Here is a 24,618-nt window from a genome sequence, read left to right as displayed (position 1 = left end):
CGCCTGAGTAATCTTTACTTCAATGCAGTCAGTTGCTGTCGATGAGACGAGCTAAATCGTAATACAGCGGACCACCGCTATTTGGGAAATAAGCAACGATGATTATTAGCCATCGTTTCTACTCTCGTACATAAATGAACTAGGTAAACTAAGGAAAAAGGAGACTCAGCGATGAGCGAAAATGGACAAGATGTGAATAGCTATGTGTCGATTTTTGAAATCCCAGCATTGGATATTTCAAGAGCGATCAATTTCTACCAAGCGATCCTGAACATCAATATAGAGAAATTTGAGATGCCCGGTATGGAAATGGGTGTCTTCCCTTATGAAAACCAGGCTGTCGTTGGCCTAATCTTAAAACAAGACGGGCTTAGCCCTTCCTCCAATGGCGTAACGCTATACTTAAATGGTGGCGACAATCTCTCGAGTATTCTTGATGAGGTGGTAAAAAATGGTGGTAAGATCATTACCCCCAAAACGCCCCATGCAGACGAAAGCGGTTATTTTGCTATTTTCCACGACTGCGAAGGAAACCGAATGGGTTTGAATTCACCGAACTAACCAAGCACGGAAAATGACAGCCTGCCTTGGTGATGAGTCTTGCTTCTTGTCGTTCCTAATAGAGTCAGAAAAGAACAAGGAAGAACTGGCCTCAAAACGGCTGTTATCTTGATCAGTTCGTTAAACCCGTTAGGCACTTCAAGAATGAAAAGCAGAAGTGCCTACCCGGGGCGTTGGCTACCCAAGGTATTCCAAGGTATTGGATAAACCAGTTGAGTGCAGCCACTTGCCTCAGTTGTTAAGCTTGCGCATCTTCTTGACTTTCAGGTATTGCATCAACAAAAGATGGCAACTGATTGCAGGCTTCAACAATCGAGTTAATCAATGGATACGGTGACATATCGACAGCAAAACGCTGCGCGTTATAGACTTGCGGCACCAAGCAGACGTCAACAATACTTGGTGAGTCCGTCAGGCTAAAAATGGTATCACCCTGAGTGTTACGGTGATTGCTAAGCTTCGCTTCTAGCGCAGCAAACCCTTGGTGGATCCAGTGATGGATCCACGCCATTTTTGCCTCTTGCTTACAAGACATTTCCCTCTCCAAATACTGCAGCACTCGCAGATTATTAAGAGGATGGATCTCCATCGCAATATCTTGCGCCATGGCTAAAGCCGTATATCGCAAGGGCGATTTTTCGGGGATCAGTGGGACTTTGGGGTAGTGCTCATCAAGATATTGTAGAATGGCTAATGACTGATTCAGTCTCACCTCGCCATCCACCAAAACCGGCACCAACTCACTGGCATTGAGCCGCTGAAAACTGGCGCCGTGCTGCTCGCCACCATTTCTCACAAGATGCACCGACTTAGACTGGTAGGTAAGTTGCTTTATATTCAACCCAATACGCACTCGGTAAGCGGCGGACGAACGCCAATAGCCATAGAGTATCCTTGTCTCACTCATATCATCGTTGCTCTTGGTACTGGCTAACTTGTTGGTCTATTGCGCCAAAAATGGAATCACCTTGTTCGTCAAACATTTCTAACCGAATTGTGTCACCAAACGACATAAATTGAGTCGATGGTTTGCCGTCTCGGATAGTCTCAATCATCCTCACCTCAGCAATGCATGAGTACCCCACTCCACCTTCCGCAATAGAAGTGCCGTGATCAGTACCTTGTTTGTTCGACACCGTTCCCGAGCCAATAATCGAGCCTGCGGAAAGTGGACGAGTCTTAGCAGCATGCACCACCAACTCGGCAAAGTTGAACGTCATATCTACAGCTGCATTTGGGCACCCAAAAGCAGCGCCATTGTAGGTCGATACCAGTGGTAAATGCAGTTTACTATCTTGCCACTTTTCACCCAGTTCATCGGGCGTAACTGCCACCGGAGAGAACGCTGAAGAAGGCTTAGATTGGAAGAAGCCAAACCCTTTTGCCAACTCTGCTGGGATAAGTCCGCGCAGCGATACATCGTTCACTAACATCAACAACCGAATTGAGTCTTGCGCCTGTGCCACACTCGCGCCCATTGGCACGTCACCAGTCACAATCGCGACCTCGCCTTCAAAATCGATGCCCCATTCGTCGCTGGCAAACTCAATGTTGTCACAAGGGCCAATAAATGCGTCTGAGCCACCTTGATACATTAATGGGTCAACCCAAAAGCTTTCTGGCATCTCAGCGCCACGCGCCTTGCGGACCAGTTCAACGTGGTTCACATACGCACTGCCGTCAGCCCATTGATACGCGCGTGGCAAAGGCGACTCACAGAACTGAGCGGTAAAGGGTTCGCTGCCCGCCACTTGGCCGTGATTTAAACCAATGTAGAGCTCTTGTAATTGAGAGTACACTCTATCCCAGTTATCCATCGCCACTTGCATGGTTGGAGCAAGATGCAACCCATGGAAAATATCCGTAGTCGCTACACACTGTTTGAGATCTTTGCTCACCACCATCAATAAACCATCACGAGTGCCATTTTTTTTGGTTGCTAGTTTCATTGTGCTCCCTCGCTTTCGTTACCAGAAGTCTCTTTCCAACTGTAGACATAATCCTTGTTCTCAACGCTGTCGAGTTCATCAGAGAAGTGAAGCGCATGGCGAGTATCGATCATGACCGCCACCTCATCAGTGAACTTTTTGGTGTTTGCCTGCCCCGCTTTGAAGGCTTTTGGATGAGGTCCATGAGTAAATCCTGCCGGATGGAACGTCACCATACCCGCTTCGATGTTGTCGCGACTGAAGAAATCCCCAGCGTGGTAGAAAAGCACTTCATCGTAATCATCATTGTTATGATAAAACGGCACTTTTAGTGCGCCAGGATCGCTTTCAATCGGACGAGGTACAAAGGTACACACCACAAAGCCTGCCCCTACAAACGTTGTGTGTGCAGATGGAGGTAAGTGGTAGCGGTGAGACATCAGCGGCCTAATGTCACGCCAGTTCACTTTTACCACGGCTAAATCGCCATGCCAGCCAATCGCATCTAGCGGGTTGAACGGATAGGTGATCACGCTGACGGTATCGTGACGTTTTACCTGAACCTGAGTTGGGGTTTCTGAATACTGAGCGCGGAAGCTGTCATTGATCGAAGGAATATCGAGAACAGCTGGATCAAACACAGCGTGATTGCCGACCATGCCTTTTTCTGGCAATGAGTAGGCCGCATCGGTGTTTTCGATCATCAATATAAACATCGGCTCACTTGGCTCTAAGCGCCAGTTGGTTGAGCGCGGGATCATCACATAATCCCCTTCACTTACCGCCAAGTGGCCATAATCACAATACAGATCCGCGCTGCCTTGGTGAATAAATAGCAGCTCATCCCCATCGGAGTTTCGCGCTAAAAAGTCCATTTTCTCATCCATTCGCCACACGCGGATTTTACAGTCCGCATTGTGTAAAAGGTGAGGAACCGCCCACGGCGATATCTGACTGGCTTTTTCAATTAACGTAAAATCATAAGCGCGGGGGCGTAAATCTCCCTCCCACTCAGACCAACCGGTTGGGGCGTGCTGGTGATGAAAGTGAGCAGCCGGGCCAAAGAAACCGCTGCGCCCTGCTTCTCGTTCGTAGATTGCCTCTTTGGGGAAGTCGGCATGCGCTTGTTTGGAGCACACGCCCTCCCGATGAGGAAAGGAGATCCATTTATGCATCGTCCAATACTCCCCGACGAATCTGGTCCTCTTCAATCGATTCAAACAACGCCTTAAAGTTACCTTCGCCAAAGCCTTCGTTACCTTTGCGTTGAATGAATTCAAAGAACACCGGCCCGATGACCGTTTGGGTGAAAATTTGCAGCAAGATACCGTCTTTGGTAGGTGCGCCATCGATAAGGACGCGCAGGTCTCGCAGTAACTCGGTATCTTCGCCATGACCTTTGACGCGTTGATCGACTTTCTCGTAGTAGGTATCGGGGGTTGGCATAAAGTCCATACCGCGATCACGCAGGGTTTTCACCGTTTTATAGATGTCATCCGTCGCCAGCGCAATGTGCTGGATACCTTCGCCATTGTATTCACGAATAAACTCTTCGATTTGTGATTTGTCGTCCGAAGACTCATTAATTGGAATTCGGATCTTGCCACAAGGTGATGTCATGGCTCGACTGACAAGCCCTGTCAGTTTGCCTTCAATGTCGAAGTAACGAATCTCTCTAAAGTTGCCAAGACGCTCATAGAACCCAGACCACACGTCCATATTGCCTTGCTTAACGTTGTGGGTAAGGTGGTCGATTTCAAACAGGCCCGCATCGGCTTTTTCCATGCGATCGTTCGCGTCGTCATAGAATCGAAAATCCACATCATAAATGCTCTGCTTACCATAGCGATCGACAAAATAAAGTAGGCTTTCTCCAATACCGTAAATGGCAGGAATGCTTAGCTCCATTGGCCCAATCTCGGTCTTATACTCTTTACCGCCGCTGCTAAACGCCTGCTCCATTGCGGGCGTGGCTTCATGAACACGAAAAGCCATGCCACACACCGAGGGACCATGCACCTTAGCAAACGCTTCGGCTTGACTGTGTGGTTGCGCATTAACGATAAAGTTGATGTCACCTTGTCGATACAGCCAAGCCTCTTTTGAGCGGTGCTTGGCTATTTCAGCAAAACCAAGTGACACAAACAGCGCCTTAAGTTGCTCAATTCCCTTGTGGTCAACGGCTGTATATTCAACAAACTCGAATCCATCCGTACCAAGCGGGTTGTATGTATCCACCATGAACTTTCTCCTTGTGCTTATGCGTGTTATTTGCTCTTGAATAAATTTGGCCTACAAGCGGAGATAATGGAATACAAGGTGAAAAATGGGCAATTTCGATGAACGCCCGTTAAATTGTAAACAAAATGTTACGGGAGAGGGGTTTTAGTAAAAAAATGAGTGCTATCAAAAGGTTGAAAGGTCTCGATTTCATTTACACCCTGACAATAGATGTTAATAATTTGTGACAGGTACTTTTTTGGTGAAAATATCGCTTAGAGAACAGCGTCGTTAATGGTTAAAACGCTTTAGGAATTAAAAAATAGAGTTATGGAATCAAGTAACGCACATTGAACAGTACATTCTTAGAATAATCATTATGGTAAAAAAACGGATCACTCTGTGTAATGGAAATTCTAACAGTGGCCTGCACGCTCCTAATGGTGCAGGAAAACTAAGTAGCCTTTCATGTTTTATAGGCTTACCGATCAGGCAGTTTAGCTAACTCGTCAATCACATAGTTCATCACTGCATTTCGAGGCTTCGCTGTTAGCCAACTGATTTCAGTAGACCACTGATTTGGCCGTTCAGATGCCGTAGGTGATATATACATTTTATCGAGTCTGCCAGTTTCAATATCTTCCCGGCAAATAAACTCAGGTAACATCGCCCAAGCCTGGATATGCTTTAGCACTTCATTGGAATTACGTAAGCTGTTACTGTAAATTGTTCGCGAGCTGAGATTATGGGTATCTTCACGAGCTATCTGCTTCATGAAAAGTGCCGATACCTGAAGCATTCCCCTTACTTTTTCTAAAGTGACTAACTTCTCTCGACAATGTAACTGTGGTGATGCAGCAAACACCACATTGAACGAGTAACCATCGGCCACAGTCAATTCGTGATGACCGCTAAACAACGCTATACCAAAGCCGATATCTGCCTGTTCATTCAAAACATGACTTCGCACCTGCATTGTGTCAACGGCAATAATCTTGAGTTCAATTGAGGGAAACGCTGAGACCATCTTTGAACAGATATTAGCAATGTCTGGCCCCATCAAGTCATTGTCTACAGCAATAGTGAATCTTGATGGTAGGCCCTCTAATAAACTGTTCGCCTTCACATCTAATAAATCACACTCTCGAATCACAGACTGGGCATAGCGATAGATTTCAGAACCTTGAGGGGTAATCTCTAAAGAGCGCGGTTTACGAATGAACAGATCCATCCCCAATTCAGCTTCTAAGTTAGCAATGAGCCCACTGACCGTGGACTTATGTTTACCTAACCGAATACTAGCTTGCTTGAAGCTCCCTTTGTCCACGGTTTCTACAAATGCGTTCAGTTGCTCCAGTGTAATAGCCAATTCGTTTACCTTCGATTCGAAATACGTTGATATCAATATAACATAAGGTAGGGGTATTACCGCCCTTGAGGACGTTAAGGTTCCAATCCAAATCCTACATAATGCACACATCAACTGGCAAGGCGATTAAGAAAACTCTTTATACGATTGCCCCGATGTCACGCTCAACTTAATAACTTATTGTAGGAATAAACCACATGAAAAACTTTAAACTAAATAAATTCGTAGTAGCTGCAATTGCAGCAGCATCACTAGCAACTGTCGCAACTACAGCGAGTGCATGTTCACGTTTAATCATGGATGGTGGTGAAACTCACGGTGTCACTGTTGCACGTTCTTTCGACTGGGGTGGGTCTGAATTACAATCAATCGCAAAAGCATACCCAGCGGGTGTTGCTGTTGAAGCTTACAATGTACCGGAGTACAAAAATGCTGCTTCTTGGACGGTAAAGCACCACACTGTTGATTACGTTGAAGTAGAAACATTCCACGGCACATCAGGTGAAGCTATTAACGACAAGGGTTTATCAGCGTCTATACTTTACCAAAACCCGTCAGTTGAATTCGTAAAAGATGCAGCAGACAACGGTACTCCAGCAGTACACATGTCACAAATCGTAAACTACCTAGCAACTCAGTTCGCAACCGTTGAAGAAGCCGTTAAAGCGTTCAATGCAGGTGAATTCCAAACCGCGTGGAAAACCGGTATCGGTGGTCACCAACACGGTTTCCACTTTTCTGTTCAAGATAAGTCTGGCGACATCGCCCTATTCCAGTTGAACGAAGGTGGCGAAATGCGTGTACACCGCGGTGACATCGACAGTGATCTGCGTGTAATGTCGAACATGCCTTTACGTCAAGACATTCTAGCTCATGCGGAAAACTTTGACCTAGACAATGCAGAAGACCTTCCGAGCGACATCAGCTCTCCATCTCGCTACCTACGTGGTTACCACGTTACAGCGAACGCCAAGTTAGATCCCAAGGCTGACTGGGTAGATACTCGTGGCAAGATGAAAGGTATATTCGATTTTGGTAACAAGGTGCCACAAGAATTGATTGACCCGACTAACGGTGCATCTTACGCAACATGGGAGACCTTCATCTACAACTTAGAGACAGGTAACACAACCTACTACAACGAAGGTAACGGTTCACAGCTAGACATCAACTTCGCTGATACGCAAGCATTCACTAAGACCATGTGCGCAGACATGTTCCAACAAGCACGCGCTGGAGAAAAAATCACTTGGGGTGAGTGTAAGTAACTTGACTTAATACCAGAGACTGAAATAGCTCGCGTACATTGCGCGAGCTTTTTAGTGTCGCACTATACTTGCATGGTTCCCCAAACTGCGAATACTGACCAAGGGATCACCATCCTAAATGCTATAGTAATTGTACCAAGCACAATGTACTGGTTATGGGTTTCTCCTAGCTCTCAAATGATTGGTTAGGGCAATGTAGTTGACATCCAAAACAATGATTACTACTACCGTACAGTGAACAACCCGGACATCCGCAAAGTTGACTTAAATAAGATTGATTTTGATACTATTGAATACTCAGCACAAGACATCTACGATCAAGTACCAACATTCACAGAAGCAACTTTTTCCAATTAGTTACTGCAGCTAGCTTATCCTCACTCTAAATACGGGGTGAGGGCAAGCATCTTTGTACCTTCTTAAGCCTTCTTAACAGATCAAAAACAGATCCTCTCATCTAGATTTCGCGAGCTGCCGGTCTAGCCTTAAGAAAAGTCATTGCTAATAAAACAATACATCCGCATAGGAATATCTAGTGGAATGAGAAGTCAGTTCGAATTTCAGGTATGGGAATTAAGCGTTGGAACGAATAACAACATTGTGGGCAAAGGCGGTTTGCAGCAATCTGTTATGGCGTTTCTGTGGACAGAAAGCTTGTGAGCCAGCGACTCAATCATTCTTTGTTTCGCGACACCTTGCGCTGTAGCATCTATATTAAAAAGCAACTTACCCATAATGATAGCTGCGTGCGAATACCCTTCTTCTCAGTACCTTTGTTGGTTATCCAAAATCAACTTTCCAAATTATCAATTCAAACCTGGTCACGAACGAATCCATTACCTTATTGTGGTAGGTAGCGGTCAAGCATTCACTGAACGCGTTAGCTCGAAAGTACTTTGAAATGCTAGAGTTGATGTAGCTTGCAGCTTTAAACATCAGTTAAACTAATGTTCTCAAGCCGGCTAGAGACAATACTTGATTAAAGCACTATGCTCGTCAGCCTAATCAGACCTGACTCCGTTTGGTATTCGTCCTATGAGTATGCTGCTTAAGGTGAGGTTTATTCTAAAAGTTTTGACTATACATTTTCATTGCCTGCTAAATCAGTCAAAATGCAACAGCGCATCACCGTAAAGGACAATAAATAATGAGTGAGTTAACTCCTCAGCAAGAACAAGCCATTGCAACATTTAAAGCCAATATGCATTTCCCAAAAAACGGTTTTCATGAGCTGATTCTTGAGCTGTGTAAAACCTATCAACTACCTTTCCAACAAGTGCGTAAGGTTGTGATGAGTTCACAGATAAAGCTCGAGAAAAAGATTCGCCTTCAATTCGATACTCTTGATAGCAATGAGCTCACACAACACGCTTGGCTAGAAAGTGTTGAGGTAGAGTTAATCGAAATGGCCAAAAAAAATGTCCCTGTAATGACTGCATTGCAGGGTAATAGCCACTACCTCAAAGCGACGACAGCTTTAAAAGCGACTATTCAAAGTGAAGACGAGCGGGAAGAAGTCTTAGACTGCTTATTCTTAGCCTATGAAAAAGAGGTATTTAAACCTCTGCTGGCGATGCTAAGAACCACTAAGACCTACTGGCAACTGATGCTTGCAGATGAAATAGGTAAAATGACACCTGATTACCAACAAAAATTCAGTGATTATCCGCAATACATGGAAGCCGCAAACCATCTATTTCAGTTGGAGGCTCAAGTAAAAGCATTGATTCTAGAATAGAACGCTCCTACCTGTAATTCACTTAACCGACAGCCCTACAATTTCGGACAACATTACTATACGAATCAACCACAAATGATTTGAAGCTGGTAAAGCAGCAGGCGCAATGGGGCTGGTGGGTATATCAGAAGGGGCCATTCCATTTGCGGCTCAAGATCCACTCTCCGTTATTCCGGCAAACGTCGTCGGCTCAATGGTAACAGCAGTGTTAGCATTCTCGTTCGGCATTACCAATAGCGTTGCTCACGGTGGTCCAGTCGTTGCTTTACTGGGTGCGATGAACAAACCGTTCTTGGCACTATTGTGTATGGCTGCAGGTACGGTAGTGACTGCCCTAGTCTGCCTCAGCTTGAAAAAGCTTCGTGCTGAGAAAGCGGAAGGCTCTCTACAAAGTGTTACCAACTAGCGATTAAAACAGTTACCTTAAATATCCTTACCCTACTTACCCATATGCGGGTAAGTAGGCGTTTAAAGGTCTGCGTTTTCATCTTGTTAGTGGGATTTTAAAGCAAGCGAACGACAGACATAGACTAGAAAATAAAAGCGTACGAGCCAACAAAGATGGTGAGTGCGCTTTTTTATTAACTAAGGGCGTCGCCTCTAAGTGCTTCAGCGAATGGCTCTCTAGAGCATTCCTCTGTCGGCTCAACCTTAATCCATCAAAGTTACTTTTTTAGCCACTCCAAAATGCAGCGATTGGTATCATCTGGCTTCTCTTGCTGGATCCAATGACCACAATCTATGCTCACAATGTCCACGTTAGGCACGAAGCTTGGAAGGCTGTCCGATCTTGGAATGACATCTTTCTCGCCGTAAATCATAAGGGTTGGATGATGAACAATAGGATCCACATTAGCTAAAAGGTGCCAATTTCTGTTGAGGTTTCTGTACCAGTTGATGCTTGCAGTAAACCCAGACGACTCGAATGAAGTAACATACACCTTTCGTTCACTGTCACTCATAATAGGGAGCCCTTTAGGTTGCTCAGATTTGGCTAGATTAATCATCATCATGCCCGGCTCAGGCGCACTGTCTTGTGAGACTGTTCTATATAAATTATTGAAAAATTGCTCTGTATTACTCTCTAGTATCGCGTCAGCAACGCCGGGCTGTTTGTTGAAATGGACAAAATAGTACTCTTCACCCAAAAACTGCTCCATGACATCTATCCAAGGCCTATCTCCACGCTCTTGATAAGGCAAACTTAGATTGATTATCTTGCTCACACTACTGGGATGCAGCAGCGCAAGACCCCAAACCACCATCGCACCCCAATCGTGGCCAACGAAAATAGCGTCTTTGTACCCGTAATGAGCCAAAAGCGCGGTTAAATCTCCGGTTAGATGTTCAATGTCGTACGCTTCGACGTCAGTTGGACATGAGGACTGCCCAAAACCGCGTTGGTTGGGCACAATGACATGATAACCTGCTTCCACTAGCGGCTGAATTTGGTGTCGCCAAGCGTAGGCAACTTCAGGCCAACCGTGACACAGCACAATGGGGTTGCCATAGTTTTTCTCGCCCGCTTCAAACACTTCTAGTATCACATCATTTACAGGGATCATCTTCGCGCTTGGGAATTGGTGTTGTTCAAACATAGGAGGACTCCGAGGGTTTTTAAATTCTAAAGTAGCGGCAAATCCATCCAAATAAACTTTGCCGACTAGTGAAACCCTGTTATATCCTTTAAAGGTGTCAAATTGTGGCACCTTTAAAGGATTAAAAGCCAACAATGACTGTTCGCCAACGACATGATTCAATTATCCGTTTTCTCCGGCGTAAAGGCACAACGACCATTGCGGAGCTTACCCAAGAGGTGGGAATATCACGACGCACCGTATTGCGCGATCTCTCTAAACTACGCGATGAAGGCTTTGTTATCCATTCTGAGCCCGGTCGTGGAGGAGGTCTTCAGCTAGACCAGAGGTCAGTACAAACAACCGTGCGACTCTCTGTCGCAGAAGTATTTTCATTGGTGATCAGTGTATCTACCGTCTACGCTATGGGTCGCGTCCCCTTTACCACCCTTGCCGACACGGCTTTAGCTAAGATCGAGAAGTCTCTACCTTCCGACAAGCTCAATGACCTACGACGACTTTTAGATTGCCTATATATTGGCACTTTGTCCCAGCAAGTTAACCTTTCTAATATGAGAGCTGTAGACACTTCCCTACTACCAGAATTTGAAACGGCCTTTTTAAATCAATGCCCTTTGAAGTTTCGATACCAAGATGTAAATGGCAAGAAGTCGCAGCGACAGGTTGAGCCTCAGGCAATGCTAATATTGCCTCCACTTTGGTACTTGGTGGCATGGGATCCATCAAGGCAAGATTTTAGACATTTTAGAATGGATAGGATCAGTGACCCTGAAGTGATTGAAGGTGAGACCTTTCTCCGTCGCCATGTTGCTTTTGATCAGCAAGTGTCTCCGGTTCGAAATTTTGCTCACGGCTACAAGTCGGTGTAGGAAGAATGTTGTATTAGTATCCTTGTCAGTGGACTCTGTAATTCCTAAAAGAATGGCTTATTTGTTATCCTGATGATCGCTGTATTTTTTTGCAATCCACTGATGCAAATGAAGTCCTGTTTTACGCTTAAGGAGTACATCGACTCCGGCTAAAATCAAAAGCCCAATTATTGTTCCCATTATCCTCTCCAAGTTTATGGTTTGTAAGTTGTTTAAATCATCGCAAGAAAAACAAAAACTTAATCCATTGATTTCATTAACTTATCAATATTCATTCCACCAAGTTCTTCTAGGTTACTTTTGATCTCTTCATCTATGGAAAGCTGGCGCTCAACTACCTGTAGTTCTTTCTCAAGGAATTGTTCAACTTCTTGAGATACGTTGAACATCTGTCCCTGTTCACGTGCCGCTTTTCTGGCTCGTTTAAGTCGAAAATCTAAGTCTGACGAAATCTTAATGTTTAGTGATACTTTGGGTTGTTTTCTCTGTAACGGCATATCGATTCTCACTTCAACCTTAATAACACTATATACTTTTCTACCTTTTTAGAAAGAAAAATAAGCACAAACTGTGACTAAAATAGACCCTAAGCCAATAATTGGTTTGCAAGCAAATTAAAAGGATTAACGCCTTGATGAAAAACGACCTTTAGGAAGCCCAGAATGTCTCTACACAGCCGTTAAAATATGAAGAACCACCTTGTAAAGTGGTTCTTCCCTTGCTTGGATATTAGACTTCTTTCAACCTAGCAGTGAAGTGACGTAATACAGGTGGCTCGTAAACAAACTCAAGACCTTTAACTTGAGCCGCTCGCTCTTTCACCTTCTCAAACGCTTCAATAATGAAGTCCATGTGACTTTGCGTGTAGGTAGCCCGAGGGATGGTTAATCGCAATAACTCCGCTGGGCATGGGTACTGCTTACCGGTTTCAGGATCTCGCCCTTGCAGCAATGACCCAATCTCGACAGCTCGAATTCCAGCGACTTTATACAGCTCACAGGCTAGTGCATGGGCTGGGAACTGATGAGGGGGGACATGAGGAAGTAACTTCCCTGCATCAACAAACGCGGCGTGGCCACCAGCCTGTTGGCAAACTACACCAATTTCATCAAGCCCATCAACCAGATACTTCACCTGAGCAATTCGGTACGCCAACCATTCTTGTCGCATTCCGTCATAAAGACCTACGGCTAGACGCTCCATTGCGCCACCTTCCAGACCGCCGTACGTTGGGAAGCCTTCTTGCACAACGCAAAGCGTTCGACATTCATTGTAGGCGTCTAAGAATTTTTCATTCTTAAAGCACAATAAACCGCCCATCTGTACCATGGCATCTTTTTTGGCAGACATCGCCAGACCATCAGCATACTTGTAGGTTTCGCGCGTAATCGCCTCTATCGTCCAGTCTTGATAGCCAGGTTCACGCTGCTGAATAAAGTACGCATTTTCTGCAAAGCGTGCTGAGTCCATAATCACAGGGATGTCGTATCGCTGGGCAATTTCATACACCGCTTTTAAGTTCGCAATAGAAACGGGCTGACCACCAGCCGAGTTACAGGTAATGGTACTCACGATATAAGGTACGTTCTTTGGACCCGCTTCTTGAATTGCGTATTCAAGCTTGTCCAAATCAAAGTTACCTTTGAAGTCTGCATTAACACTAGTATCAAATGCATCTTCAATGTAAGCATTCTTCGCTTTACAGCAGTTCACCTGAGTATGGCCTTGGGTGGTATCGAAAAAATAGTTAGAAATAGCGACCATTTTACTTCGCTCTAAGCCTTTTTCTTTTTCACGCATACTGATCAAAACCGGTATGTAGATTTGCTCGGCGCCGCGTCCCTGGTGCGTAGGAATCGTGAACTCATAACCAAAAATATCTTTTACCGCATTCGCAAGCGCATGATAACTACGACTTCCGCTATAGGCTTCATCGCCTCGTAGCATTGCGGCTTGCATATCTTGGGTTACTGCCCCCGTTCCACTGTCTGTCAGCAGATCAATAAACACATCTTCGCTATCAAGCAAAAATGGGTTCATGCCCGACTCTAGTATCGCTTTTTCACGATATTCATTGGTTGTTGTTTTTACGGGTTCTACGACACGAATACGAAACGGTTCAGGTAAATGCTTAAAGTTTTCCATGATAATGTCCTATCAATCTCGATCAGCAGATCATCACTCGTCTTCACATGAAATCTTTAGAGTGATCTGCTAATGCTTTTATTTGAATATCACGACAAATACCGATAGCAACATTAGGCGTCACTTTTAGGAAATTCTATCGTGTAAAAGAAAGCGCTCTGGGCAAGGGCCCAGACGAATTGAAGAGGATTAAGCGTCGAGCTTAGAAAGGATTGATAACGTGTAGTCGTGGGTGTACCAAGCTGTTGAGCTTGATCGCCATCCATTTTTGTTTTTCACTTGTGTATTCATATCCATGCAATACCAATCTAAGTTATATGTGCGCTGTTCTAGTTAGGTATCAGATACCATCAACAGCTACCGTTAAATATTGTCGTTTTGCCGACGAAAGTAAAACCTTCTTAGCCACAAATGTGAACCTTAGTAAGTCGAGAAACTAAGATGTGATGGGGATCTTGAAGTAGAAACGATCTAAAGATGAATTAAAATAGTCTCAGTTTTTAGTATTTATTCTTTCCGACATTTTATAAATATGAAGTTTGGATTGTTAGAAAGATATTCGTAAGCTTTCTTATCCATCTGTTCTACTTTTTTATCTACTTCACCTTCTGAAATTTGTGTAATGGCTAAGCCATTTAGTGTTAGTGCGTTAGCTATCTCGGTTAGGGAGCGTCGATAGAACTTAACCTGAATGGGCTGACCCACGGTGTCCCACTCTTGCTCCACCAACTCGCGCGCAAAGTAGTTTCCTGACTGGGAATACTCAAAATCAGCAAATGGGTGATGAGTAGAAAATACAAATGAGCCGCCAGGCTTTAAAACTCGGTACACGTCAGTAAAAAGCGGGGTTAGGTTCTCTATATAGTGGATCATGAGAGGGGCAATTATCAAATCAGCACTTGCTGTGGATTCGTTTGGCAACCCTTTAGCTAGGTCCTGTGCATAAGCATTGACTCTATCTGTCACCCCAGCTTGTTGCGCTTTTCTGGCAACCAATTGAACCATCTCTTCTGCGTAGTCAATGCATGTCACTTTACTAGCCCCTTGCGCAAGAAGATATTGAGCGTAAACACCCGAACCGCACCCAAGATCGACGACATTAAGGTTTTTAAGCTGCGGCAACATTGCCTGAAGAGTTGGGCGTTCTAAGTGGGCATTGTAAATATTATCTTGTATGGCTAAGTCATACTCTGATGAAAAGGTCGAATACATGTCAGATTGCATTTTTCTCGCTCATGTCATAAAAGATTACAGGGTGGACAACTCTATATTGGACTCAACCCAATCTCGATAAGTATTTAGTTTCAGCAAAAGCGTGTGACTCAGACCCCTTCTGATGTTGAGCCAATCACAGATACAATTTTGCCGACGCCGAAATTTTGTTGGCCAACCATTGATGCGCCGCAGAGTTAAAGGTACGTTGCTGCTGAATTAAGTATAGCTCTACGTGGTACTGCGGCTGGTCTTTGAAGTCATAAATGGCCACAAAATCATCGACAAAACCTGGCATAGTGCTCAGCGCATTGAGGCCAAAAATCACAGCTTCCGATTTGGCGGCAATATCAATAAGCACTTGAGTTTGAGTACTTCGCAGTTTGGGACGTTTCTCGCTTTGCAACGAGGCAAAAATACGTTGCAATGGCGTATTAAACGCTTGTTTATGATCTTCTTCAATATTCATCGCTAAGACAGGGTATTGCATAATTTCGTTAAGGCTTGCCTGACTATTAACGAGTGGGTGCTCTCTTCTCACAAACAACACTGGATAGATACTAGCAATTTTGGTAGTACGGTATTTTAGCTCAGACGAATGAGAGTAATAGATGGCGAAATCTAGTTTACCCTTATCGAGCAGATCATAAGGGTTTGTTTTTGCCGACATCTCTACAAGATTGACGTCAGGCGCCTCACTAAAAAGCTCTAACGCGAGATTTGGCAACATAGTACTGCCTAGAAAGCTCGGTAGCGCTAAAGTAAAGGTGTTGTTGCACTGTAAAGGATTGAACGAATCTTTTTGAAACAGTGCAGTGAGCTTTGGCAAAATATCGTGCAGCTCTTCACCAAGTTCAAGAGCTTTAGCCGTTGGCGTAAGCCCGGTTGCCGTTCGAACAAAAAGCGGATCATCGAAGGTATCGCGTAAGCGTTTTAGGCTGCGACTCATTGCCGATTGAGAAACAAACATTGCTTGCGCGGCATTGGTAACATTGAGCTCTTTAAGCAGAAAATCCAGAGCGACCAGTAAATTTAGGTCAACGCGATGTAGTTGATTGGTGGTTGTATTGGCCATGCTACGCACTCTTTGAGATTCTCGTGTGTTCAGTTTACCTTAACACACAAAAAAGCACTCAAATAAGAGTGCTTTTTCAGAGAGTTACCCCACAACTATCATTTTACTTCGATAAAGTCACTTGGCTTCCAAGAATTGTCAAACCAAGCTTCGGTAGGCGAATACATTCTGAAAATGATATTAAAGCCCTTCCCTTCGGTGGTTTGAACCCAGTTCCCTTCGTGGCCTTTTGGTGCTTGGGGAGAGAAGTGGATTGTGATCGAACCATCTTCATTTTTTTGAATATCTTCGCTTAAACCATCAATTCCCGCAGACTTCTGATCCGTCTCAAGCATCGAACGAGTTTGATTGTCATAAATCATGAACGACCAGAACTTTTCAACCGGAGCGTTAGGTGGCAGCGTCACCGTATAATGCTTACTTCCATCTAGTATGTTTTCATTAGCATCACGAGTTGCTAGCAGGTAATCCGACCCTTGTCCTACCGTTTTCGTGACCATGTCAGGTGTGATACCTGTTGCCATAAAGTGGAACGTGGCACGCATGTCGGCATCAATAACGCCATTGTTATCTTTAAACTCATGACCCGAAACTAGTGGCGTAAACCACTGACGGTCGCTGTAACGAAACATCTCTTGTTTTGGATGAAAGTACGTTGAGCGCGCCTCCGCAGTCGCTATTTTTGCAGCTTCCGCAAGGATCAGTTGCATACGCTCGTCAGGGGCAAACTCTTTGCCTTTTTCTATGCCAATGTCTTTTGCCAAGGAGAGCCATTCTGGGTCAAAAATGGCCGTAGGCTCATATTGAATCAGGGCGTTAATCTCATCGTAAAACTCTGCATCCATCGCGTGAATGGTGTTGTAATCAATACCAGAAAGATCCTTAAACTCTGTCTTATTTTCTTGCCCATAAGGGTAGAGTTTAGTGCCCGCTTTAAGCGTCTCTATGTTCTGTTTCATGGTGTCTGGCGAGCTTACTAACCTTAATAGCAACCAGTGCTGGTAACCTTCACTGACGACTTCAATATACCCTTCTGGAATTTCCCCTTCCCAAGACGCGTGACGAATAAAATATTTGCCTTTCTTTGCTGCATTTTCTGGGTGCGTTACACCTATGCGGTCTACAAACTTAAACGCTGCATCGTCAAGAAGCCCCAGTACAGGCGCTGAGATTTCAAGAACCACAGGACCATTTTTTACGTCAATCTCAGAGGTAATGTACGGCGTTGTGGTATTTGCAGTGAGCCATAAACTATTTGCATCTAGGTTGTCCTCTGAAATGCCGATAGTTTGGTTTGGTACCATACCGATACTTTCGTGCCCAAGTAACATGCCTTGTATCGACGCAACAGGAATGCCGGATAGGAATACTCGAACAGCGTTAGATACTTGCACAAAATCTTGCACTTTAGCATGCGTCTCAACTGATGGCGCGCCATCAACGTAGTTGAGTTCGCCAAGATAGACAGACGAAACCGAGTTTGGGGTGATAATGCTATTAGGCACCTCAGCGCTGTACTTAGGCTGCGCGATCGCATATGAAGTCATACTAAGGGTGATGAGTGAAGCAATAATGGCTCTTTTCATAGTTAACAATTCTCTTAATGTGTTATGAGACGTCCTGTTCACAATGAGTATCCCTGTGTGGAATCAATATAGTGGATCGCTTTAAATGTGTGAAACGACTTGTACTCATAATCAATTATTCGAATTGTGGATAATGGTCACGACTTCAGAGAGGTGGGTAAGTTGTGTCTATTACGATTCTAATCCAGTGATGGATGGATATGCGATAGTGGCGTTGAGGTGATGAAAAAGGCAATAGCGCAACTTAATGCCGCTTTATGAAGTCACGCGTACGAGGTAGTACCGCATTACCGTATTAATGGAGGTTAAGATCGAGCCTATATCAGCTGTATTTTGGCCGTTGCTAAGCTCGAACTTTTAAAGACTACCGTTATCTAGGGAGTCACCAATGACAACAATCATTTCATGGTAAATGGAACACGTTCAAAGATTCAAATAGCGCTCTCAATAAGCACCAAGTCACACTTTACGTTAAATAACTGGGTAGCTAGGTAACTTCAGCATTTTCCCAACACATTTCCATTTGTTGTTTTCCCGTGTGGTCACAAATGCATTTATCCAAGTCAATGAAACCATGATGTTGATAAAATCGATAGGTGTTTTCATTGTCTACATAAACCGTCAGTGTCAGTTTGTTATACATGCTCTTCACATGATTTAGCAGTTGTGTGCCTACCCCACGCGATTGACAATCTGGGTCGACAAAAATCGCCGGTATGCTTCCTTCATAATAAGAGACAAAGCCAATGAGTTTTCCTTCCGATTCGTATACCCACGATTCACAATTAGGCAGGTACAGCTCGCGCATGTTCTGTTTTTGAGAAGACCAGAATTCTTCAGAAATAAAGTTGTGGGCTTTAATCGACGCCTCAAACCAGATAGACACAGCGTTATCTATGTCTTCTGTGCGTAATTTTCGGATCATAATTATTCTCGAGTTCAAAAGTTAGTGAGTGAACAATAGCGAAATCTTGAAGCTCTTAATTGAACATTTCCGACAATTTATACAGAGCTAACACCACCATAAACATCTATGGTTAGGCCGCGCTGTTTTTCGTAAACCTTGGGCGTAATGCCGATCTGTTTCTTTAAGTAGCGGATGAGGTGAGGCTGATCGCTAAATCCAAACTGAAAGGCGATCTCTACCCAATCGATATCGGCAGAGTCACGTTGATACAGGTACTCAAGCATAGCCTCGAGTTTTTTCATGGACTGGCATTGCTTTAACGTCAAACCCGTCACCCTGTTAAAGCTTCTTTCTAATGTTCGTTGCGAGCAATACAGCTGCTTGCCTATATCGGAAATGGGCGTTGATTCAACAGCTTGAACCGCTTTTCGGGTTATCTGGCTGTGAGCATCCTCATGACTGCTGAGCGCCCAAGGCAAGAACAACCGATCCAATTCATTGCAACACTTGTTTGGGTTAGAGCGTGCCAGGTTAATCAGCGCAGCAGTGCTAACGCTTTCCCCGGTGATCAACTCAGAAAACAGTTCACTAAATTGGACCTGCTCTACACAATCGAGCGTTGGCTGCTGCTCTGCGAAGTGTTTAAACGAATAGAGCGCACCAACCTGAAACTTAACACCTAGGTGGACAAAAGGTTTCGAATGGTCGAGTTGCAGCGTTTGATGATGTGGAAAGAGCCAATGCGTTCCTTTACCATCAATCGCACTCGGATTCATATCATAATGATAGCTCTGATTGTCAGGCGAAATAATCAGATGAGCCGAGGGATCCGGGTTTAATTTTGGAAAGTTAAAACTCTCGGAGTCAGCTTCTTTTTCAATCAGCCAATAGCACTCAATGTACTTTGCGACTTCAGGTTTGCTTGAATGCTTAAGCCATTGGATCATATCACTCTCAATCTATTCTTAGCTTCAACCATCACTATAAGCTAGGTTCGCTCTTTCACCAATTCGCCCTCACCAAATAGAGGTAAGAGCGTTTACAATAAATGCTAATTGTTTTGCTCAAACTCTACTTGGACTAAGCGGTTTAGCGGCTTTAGGCCAGCGCGCTGAATAGCCTTTTGCGCGCCCAAGTTACCATTTTCTGTCGAGCACATAGGCGTTAAACCACGTTCATTAGCCATAGTTATTAGCCTGCTTAATACGCGAGTGGCGACACCGAGCCCCCGCTCTGACTCGGCGACAATCATCCCTAGATCCGCATATTGAGTCTGATGTTCATCAAACAAGCGACACTCACCGGATGCGATAAGACGACCGTCTCTCCAGTAACCCCAAAGCTCCCCCCGACCTATCAAATTGCCAAAGTAACCCGACAACCACTCTGCAGGAGCGCCAATACTTTCAACAGCAAACGCTACAAAATCAGCCAGTTGTTCGTGACTAGCAAGCGTCAGCTCTAAATCCCCAGCAGCGCTAGAAATGGATGATGTAATTTGCTGATACATCAACGCATTGACGGTCACTGACGATGCGTTATCTAAGCACAAAGATAGATATTGAGGTTCGGCAGTACTGGCAAAGGCGCCTTTGACGGTACCGAACACCGAACTATTTTGCTCAGCAATCAAAGTAAACAGATCTTTAGCTTGCGTCTCAGCGTCTTGTGACAAATAGAATTGCAACATGTAGCCATCACCGTTAATGCAGCAATAGCCAACGAGAGCATCATTTTCATAAAACCCGAAGTGACTCGACATCGGCACAAAGCCAAAATGCCACATACCATCAAGTGGTGCTGTAGATTCTTCAAAATACTGTGTTTTTAGCTCTGCGAGTTCTTTTAGTGATTCGATTGGTTTAATTTCTAACATGGCTATTTTCCTGGCTATCTGGGTAGCGTGGTTTTGATTAAGAGGTCTTCGTCTGAGATGTCTTATCTCTTTCTGTGCCGAGAATAGTAGGAGATGTTAGAAATGAAAGATTGAACAAAAACGACAACATAAAGCAGCGATTAACCTGTTACAACTGACGTTATGGTAGATACATAAACGCACCAATTTGCCTAATTACGGCATTGCACGGGCTATAAGGTGGGATATTAACAGGGCTTTGGTAGCTGGTAGTAATGCTTATCCAGCACTCTCTTTGGTCCCCACCAAACAATGGATCCCTCGCTGGTTAAAGTACTTGGCCAATTGATTCACTCGGTTTTGAAACTCAATACGATCAAACTCTAAGTTACGCATCGGGTAATCAAGGCCTAGTGAAGCATACTTTTCTTCGCCTAAACGCATGAAACTCAAAAGCTGCAGCGTTCTTACCCTACCGCCCATTTCATTGAGAATAAAATCTGCGGTCGCTTCTGCGTTACCAAGATCATCATTGACGAACGGGATCACAGGGATGCGAAGTATAAGCGGTTTGTCTGTAGTAGAAAGTCGTTTAAGGTTGTCGAGTATCTTGTGATTGTCGACACCAGTGTGCTTTTTGTGTTTTGCTGAATCCATCAGCTTAATATCGGAAATAAACAGATCGGTAACAGGAAGCAGTGCGTCAATTTTGCTCCAGTGGGCGAAAAAACTAGACTCTAGACAGGTATGGATCCCTTCTTTTTGGCACACTTTGAATAAGTCATAAACAAAGTCACTTTGCAGCAGTGGCTCTCCACCAGATACTGTCACTCCTCCGCCAGAGCGCTCGTAAAAACCGCGGTCTTTTTTAGTCACTTCCACGCACTGCTCTATCGACATCTCACTTCCCCACTGCTTAATCGCTTCTGAGGGGCACTCTTGCGCGCAGCCTAAACAGCTTGTGCATGCACTTCTATCGATCTTTTGTAATGCTGCATCGGAAAAGATGAGCATATTTGGCTGCTCACACACATCACTACATTCGCTGCACTTATCTGTGGTGAGACATTTGTTTTGATAAACACCGACTTCCGCTTTTCGATTGAAGCTTTCTGGGTTGCCACACCAATCACAGCGCAGTGGGCAGCCTTTTAGAAAGAACTCTGTTCGTATTCCAGGGCCATCGTGTAAAGTGAACCTTTGGACGTTAAGAACCGTTGCTTGGTTTGACACAATAAACCTCAAAGTGAGTCGCGACGCGAGAAATGGGCATGAACTTACCGAAACAAACTCGATGCCCAATAGGGTTGTTTAATAACAAGGTCTAATTCTTAGGCCATAAAAAGCGCTAAGAATTAGACGCTTAACAGCTGTAATTCAAACCCTTCAACATAAATTATGCAGCTTAGAATCTTAAGTTTAGAACCTTTAGTTTAGAACCTAAGCTCAGTACGTTGAATCAAATCGTCTTGCAGCGGCTTACCCAGCTCTACAAAGTAGGCGCTGTATCCCGCAACTCGAACCAACATATCTCTATACATCTCAGGATTCTTTTGCGCCGCTTTCATCTTCTCGGAACTCATGATGTTAAATTGAACATGCATGCCTTGCTTAGCGATGTACTCATCGACAAAGCTCACTAAAATGTCACGGCCTTCAACACCAGAGACTGCGTCTTCAGGGAACCTTAGGTTAAGCAACGTACCATTGGTGGCTAAACTGTGATCCACTTTGGTGACAGAGTTTACGATGGCTGTTGGACCCGAAATATCGTGCGAGCCACCGGCAGTATGAACCGGACCCATGTTGTCTGAAATGGGCTCGGCGTTTTTACGGCCATCTAGTGTTGCGTTGGTGTATAACCCCATGCCTACGTTAGCGTTTACAGTGTAAACTCCAGGACTAAATTTACCGCCGCGAGGGTTTTTACGACCTTTGATGTGTTTACAGAAACATTCGAACATAAAGGTAAACAGCTCGTCTGCTTCGTCTATATCGTTGCCGTAGTGCGGGATCTTTGAGCTATTGACCAAAGCATACAGTTTCTCATGCCCTTCCCAGTTGTCTCGTACGGCGTCTAATAGCTGTTTGCCTGAATACTTCTTGTCATCAAACATCAGTTTTTTGATGCTGGCTAATGAGTCTGCACAGGTTGCAATGCCTGCCGCTTGTGGCGCTGTGCCGTTATATTTAACGCCGCCATAGGTCATGTCTTTACCCGACTCTATACAGCCGTCAAAAAACGCAGAAATATAAGGGGTCGGTTTTATCATGCGGTGCACTTTGTCGGTCACGTTGAGACAGCTACACAACTGATCGCACCAATAAGCAAACTGTTTGTTAACGCTTTCTAGTACTTCTTCAAACGATGTATAGGTCTCTAGGCTTCCTGTATCAGGCCCTAGTTGTAAGCCTGCGTTAGGTCCAGAAAGAATGCGCCCACCATTGATCACCATTTCCATCATTTTCGCCGTATTCACGTACCCTGCATCAAGCCAGCCATGCTCTTTACCTGGAATCGTTGGCTCTACGCAACCCACGACTGCGTAATCTCTTGCCTCTTCAATACTTAAGCCTTTGCTGTACATTGCTTTAATTGCAGGGCCGTCATTGAATAACTTAGGATGACCGTAGCCTGCGCGAATGCACTCAATGGTTTTGATTTTAAGCTCATAAGGCGTATTTTCGTGTAAGCGCACACACACCCAAGGGTTCATCATTCGAGTATGCACAGACGCTTCTAACATCAGCATTGTGAGATCATTAGTCGCATCATCGCCGTGTGCGTCAACCCCACCAATGGTTAAGCTCTCGCCGCCAAAACCGCGGCCGTTACGCACTTTTACTGTGCCTTTGTCTTTAAGTTTGGTTGGGTTATTCATTTTGACGTAAAGCACTTCAATCAGCTCAAGAATGAAGTCTTTCGACACAGCACGCTCTTTCACGTCTTTTTCGTAAAATGGGAACAACCACTGATCCATACGACCGTACGAAATTGAATGGCCATTACCTTCAATTTGAGTAAGCGTCACAGCAAAGTTAAACAATTGAACCGCTTGCCAAAAGTTTTGCGGAGCGCCTCCTGCAATTTGAGCGCAGTTGGCTGACATAGTCTGCAATTCTTGTTTGCGCTTGCTGTCTATTTCAGTGCTGGCCAGTTCATTGGCAAACTTTGCGTAGCGAGCGATGTACTTTTTCGCCGCTTCCAACGAAATGATGGTGGCTTTGTAATAGTCTCGCTTATCACTAAATTCGGGATCTTGCTTAGATAACTTTTCGAATGCGCTCTTAGCCTGCTGTAATACTCCGTCGTAGCCCAGTGTCATGAGCTTGTTGAAGTCCATGGCAAAATGACCAATTCCCGCAAAGTGATAATTGTTGGTTTGGAACACTTTCTCGCCCATGTGCGAGCCTTTCTTCTGGTCGTCATCCAAATGGGCGGTAATGATTTCGTTGGCGCTTTTGCCTTTCCAGTACTCACACAGCTCCAAGATTTCGGCGCGATCTTGATCGTTGCGAATGTAGAACTGATCGTTAGAACGCTCTTCAAACGGCGAATGCAAAATCTCGTCAATAATCCAATCTACGGAAAACTCGGGATAAATCGGAGAGGCTTTGGCAGGTGCGGCAATCTCACCCAAAATAAGGTCATGCTCATAGATGTGTAACGTGCTGTTTAGTAGTACGTTTTCAAATGCATACGCACATTGCAAAATGCGAGGCGTGGCCTCGTTATCCTTATAGGCTTGAGTCACTAGGCGAAGTCGTTCGACATCAATTTCATAAGGTCTATCAAGGAAAGTCTGCCTCAGAGTATTGACTCGTGGATAGGGTGACCAATCCTCATGGCCCACTTCATAGCCCAAGCCATACACCTTATCAAACGCCTCTACACCACGCGCTAATGTGTGCGTACCCGAGTTGCTTTGGAGTAAAGCATCCTGTTCCACCTGAAAATTGTCCATTGTTTTCCTCTTAAAATATTCAATCTAATTCGATATGTGGACGCGCTTCAGTGCGGCAGTTCAACCGCACTCCCCTTACTATCATGGTGCTTCTTTGGTAGCCCATTGGGGTCTTTAAATCGCTTAACGTCTCACTCAACAAGCCCACGTTAAGGTCGACTCGTTATTGTATTTTTTGTCTACAACCCGTTGGGTGCAGTTAGGGCTTTGTATTGTTAAGCCCATTATATAGAGCCGTTGAATTGCGTCTGGGAGAAATGTCACAATGCGAAAGTAAATCAACAAAAATTGACACAATGTGACACGTGTAATGGTAATTAAC

Annotated in this window: 21 protein-coding genes and 1 pseudogene; 5 read left to right on the top strand and 17 right to left on the bottom strand. The window is 44.6% G+C overall.

Features of this window, described 5'->3' with window-relative positions:
• Positions 1–171 precede the first annotated feature (171 nt).
• The gene (locus JQC93_RS02535) at positions 172–561 is read left to right on the top strand and encodes a VOC family protein (protein ID WP_205156885.1); all 390 of its coding nucleotides are present in this window, start codon (positions 172–174) and stop codon (positions 559–561) included.
• A 238-nt stretch (positions 562–799) separates the two neighbouring features.
• Here JQC93_RS02535 and maiA read toward each other — a convergent pair whose 3' ends face one another.
• From maiA to JQC93_RS02510, 5 genes are all read right to left on the bottom strand, one after another.
• Entirely contained in the window at positions 800–1,468 is a 669-nt protein-coding gene (gene maiA / locus JQC93_RS02530; RefSeq protein WP_205156884.1) for a maleylacetoacetate isomerase, read from the bottom strand.
• Between the two features lies 1 nt (position 1,469).
• Complete coding sequence (locus JQC93_RS02525) at positions 1,470–2,510, bottom strand: fumarylacetoacetate hydrolase family protein (RefSeq protein WP_205156883.1); 1,041 nt, start codon at positions 2,508–2,510, stop codon at positions 1,470–1,472.
• Complete coding sequence (locus JQC93_RS02520; protein WP_205156882.1) at positions 2,507–3,664, bottom strand: homogentisate 1,2-dioxygenase; 1,158 nt, start codon at positions 3,662–3,664, stop codon at positions 2,507–2,509. Before JQC93_RS02520 ends, JQC93_RS02525 begins: the two co-directional genes overlap by 4 nt.
• A complete protein-coding gene (gene hppD / locus JQC93_RS02515; protein WP_205156881.1) occupies positions 3,657–4,730 on the bottom strand; it encodes a 4-hydroxyphenylpyruvate dioxygenase in 1,074 nt (357 codons plus the stop codon). Before hppD ends, JQC93_RS02520 begins: the two co-directional genes overlap by 8 nt.
• Positions 4,731–5,190: 460 nt before the next feature.
• Entirely contained in the window at positions 5,191–6,078 is an 888-nt protein-coding gene (locus JQC93_RS02510) for a LysR family transcriptional regulator (protein ID WP_205156880.1), read from the bottom strand.
• Positions 6,079–6,275: 197 nt separating this feature from the next.
• Between JQC93_RS02510 and JQC93_RS02505 the strand changes: the two genes are divergently transcribed.
• The 3 genes and pseudogenes from JQC93_RS02505 to JQC93_RS02495 form a co-directional block, all read left to right on the top strand.
• Entirely contained in the window at positions 6,276–7,346 is a 1,071-nt protein-coding gene (locus JQC93_RS02505; protein WP_205156879.1) for a linear amide C-N hydrolase, read from the top strand.
• Between the two features lie 1,147 nt (positions 7,347–8,493).
• Positions 8,494–9,084 carry a hypothetical protein gene (locus tag JQC93_RS02500; RefSeq protein WP_205156878.1) on the top strand — a complete coding sequence of 197 codons (591 nt, stop codon included), beginning with the start codon at positions 8,494–8,496 and terminating at the stop codon, positions 9,082–9,084.
• An 82-nt stretch (positions 9,085–9,166) separates the two neighbouring features.
• Positions 9,167–9,490: pseudogene (locus JQC93_RS02495) on the top strand (PTS fructose transporter subunit IIC); the annotation flags it as partial.
• A 259-nt stretch (positions 9,491–9,749) separates the two neighbouring features.
• Here JQC93_RS02495 and JQC93_RS02490 read toward each other — a convergent pair.
• Positions 9,750–10,682 carry an alpha/beta fold hydrolase gene (locus tag JQC93_RS02490; RefSeq protein ID WP_205156877.1) on the bottom strand — a complete coding sequence of 311 codons (933 nt, stop codon included), beginning with the start codon at positions 10,680–10,682 and terminating at the stop codon, positions 9,750–9,752.
• 134 nt (positions 10,683–10,816) lie between these two features.
• Between JQC93_RS02490 and JQC93_RS02485 the strand changes: the two genes are divergently transcribed.
• Complete coding sequence (locus JQC93_RS02485; protein ID WP_205156876.1) at positions 10,817–11,551, top strand: helix-turn-helix transcriptional regulator; 735 nt, start codon at positions 10,817–10,819, stop codon at positions 11,549–11,551.
• A gap of 57 nt (positions 11,552–11,608) precedes the next feature.
• On the opposite strand, the gene JQC93_RS20360 is transcribed toward JQC93_RS02485, so the two are convergent.
• From JQC93_RS20360 to hpfG, 11 genes are all read right to left on the bottom strand, one after another.
• A complete protein-coding gene (locus JQC93_RS20360; RefSeq protein ID WP_268980137.1) occupies positions 11,609–11,731 on the bottom strand; it encodes a hypothetical protein in 123 nt (40 codons plus the stop codon).
• Between the two features lie 59 nt (positions 11,732–11,790).
• A complete protein-coding gene (locus tag JQC93_RS02480) occupies positions 11,791–12,048 on the bottom strand; it encodes a hypothetical protein (protein WP_205156875.1) in 258 nt (85 codons plus the stop codon).
• Between the two features lie 232 nt (positions 12,049–12,280).
• Positions 12,281–13,696 (bottom strand): tryptophanase, encoded by a 1,416-nt coding sequence (gene tnaA, locus JQC93_RS02475; protein WP_205156874.1) that lies wholly within the window; start codon positions 13,694–13,696, stop codon positions 12,281–12,283.
• Between the two features lie 507 nt (positions 13,697–14,203).
• Positions 14,204–14,920, bottom strand: coding sequence for a class I SAM-dependent DNA methyltransferase (locus tag JQC93_RS02470; RefSeq protein ID WP_205156873.1), 717 nt, complete (start codon positions 14,918–14,920; stop codon positions 14,204–14,206).
• Between the two features lie 124 nt (positions 14,921–15,044).
• On the bottom strand, positions 15,045–15,983 hold the full coding sequence (locus JQC93_RS02465; protein ID WP_205156872.1) for a LysR family transcriptional regulator: 939 nt from the start codon (positions 15,981–15,983) through the stop codon (positions 15,045–15,047).
• Between the two features lie 98 nt (positions 15,984–16,081).
• Positions 16,082–17,569: a DUF1254 domain-containing protein gene (locus tag JQC93_RS02460; protein WP_205156871.1), complete on the bottom strand. Its 1,488-nt coding sequence runs from the start codon at positions 17,567–17,569 to the stop codon at positions 16,082–16,084.
• Between the two features lie 487 nt (positions 17,570–18,056).
• On the bottom strand, positions 18,057–18,494 hold the full coding sequence (locus JQC93_RS02455) for an N-acetyltransferase (protein WP_205156870.1): 438 nt from the start codon (positions 18,492–18,494) through the stop codon (positions 18,057–18,059).
• A 77-nt stretch (positions 18,495–18,571) separates the two neighbouring features.
• Entirely contained in the window at positions 18,572–19,423 is an 852-nt protein-coding gene (locus tag JQC93_RS02450) for a helix-turn-helix domain-containing protein (protein WP_205156869.1), read from the bottom strand.
• Positions 19,424–19,527: 104 nt separating this feature from the next.
• Positions 19,528–20,352, bottom strand: a complete 825-nt coding sequence (locus JQC93_RS02445) for a GNAT family N-acetyltransferase (RefSeq protein ID WP_205156868.1) — start codon at positions 20,350–20,352, stop codon at positions 19,528–19,530.
• A 258-nt stretch (positions 20,353–20,610) separates the two neighbouring features.
• Complete coding sequence (gene hpfH, locus JQC93_RS02440; RefSeq protein WP_205156867.1) at positions 20,611–21,564, bottom strand: (2S)-3-sulfopropanediol dehydratase activating enzyme; 954 nt, start codon at positions 21,562–21,564, stop codon at positions 20,611–20,613.
• A 200-nt stretch (positions 21,565–21,764) separates the two neighbouring features.
• Entirely contained in the window at positions 21,765–24,296 is a 2,532-nt protein-coding gene (gene hpfG / locus JQC93_RS02435; protein WP_205156866.1) for a (2S)-3-sulfopropanediol dehydratase, read from the bottom strand.
• Between the last annotated feature and the right edge of the window lie 322 nt (positions 24,297–24,618).

Source organism: Vibrio ulleungensis (assembly GCF_016900875.1).
In the GTDB taxonomy this organism is placed as follows: Bacteria; Pseudomonadota; Gammaproteobacteria; order Enterobacterales; family Vibrionaceae; genus Vibrio; species Vibrio ulleungensis.
The sequence above is the reverse complement of the archived record's forward strand: the minus strand, read 5'-3'. Positions and strand labels throughout refer to the sequence as shown.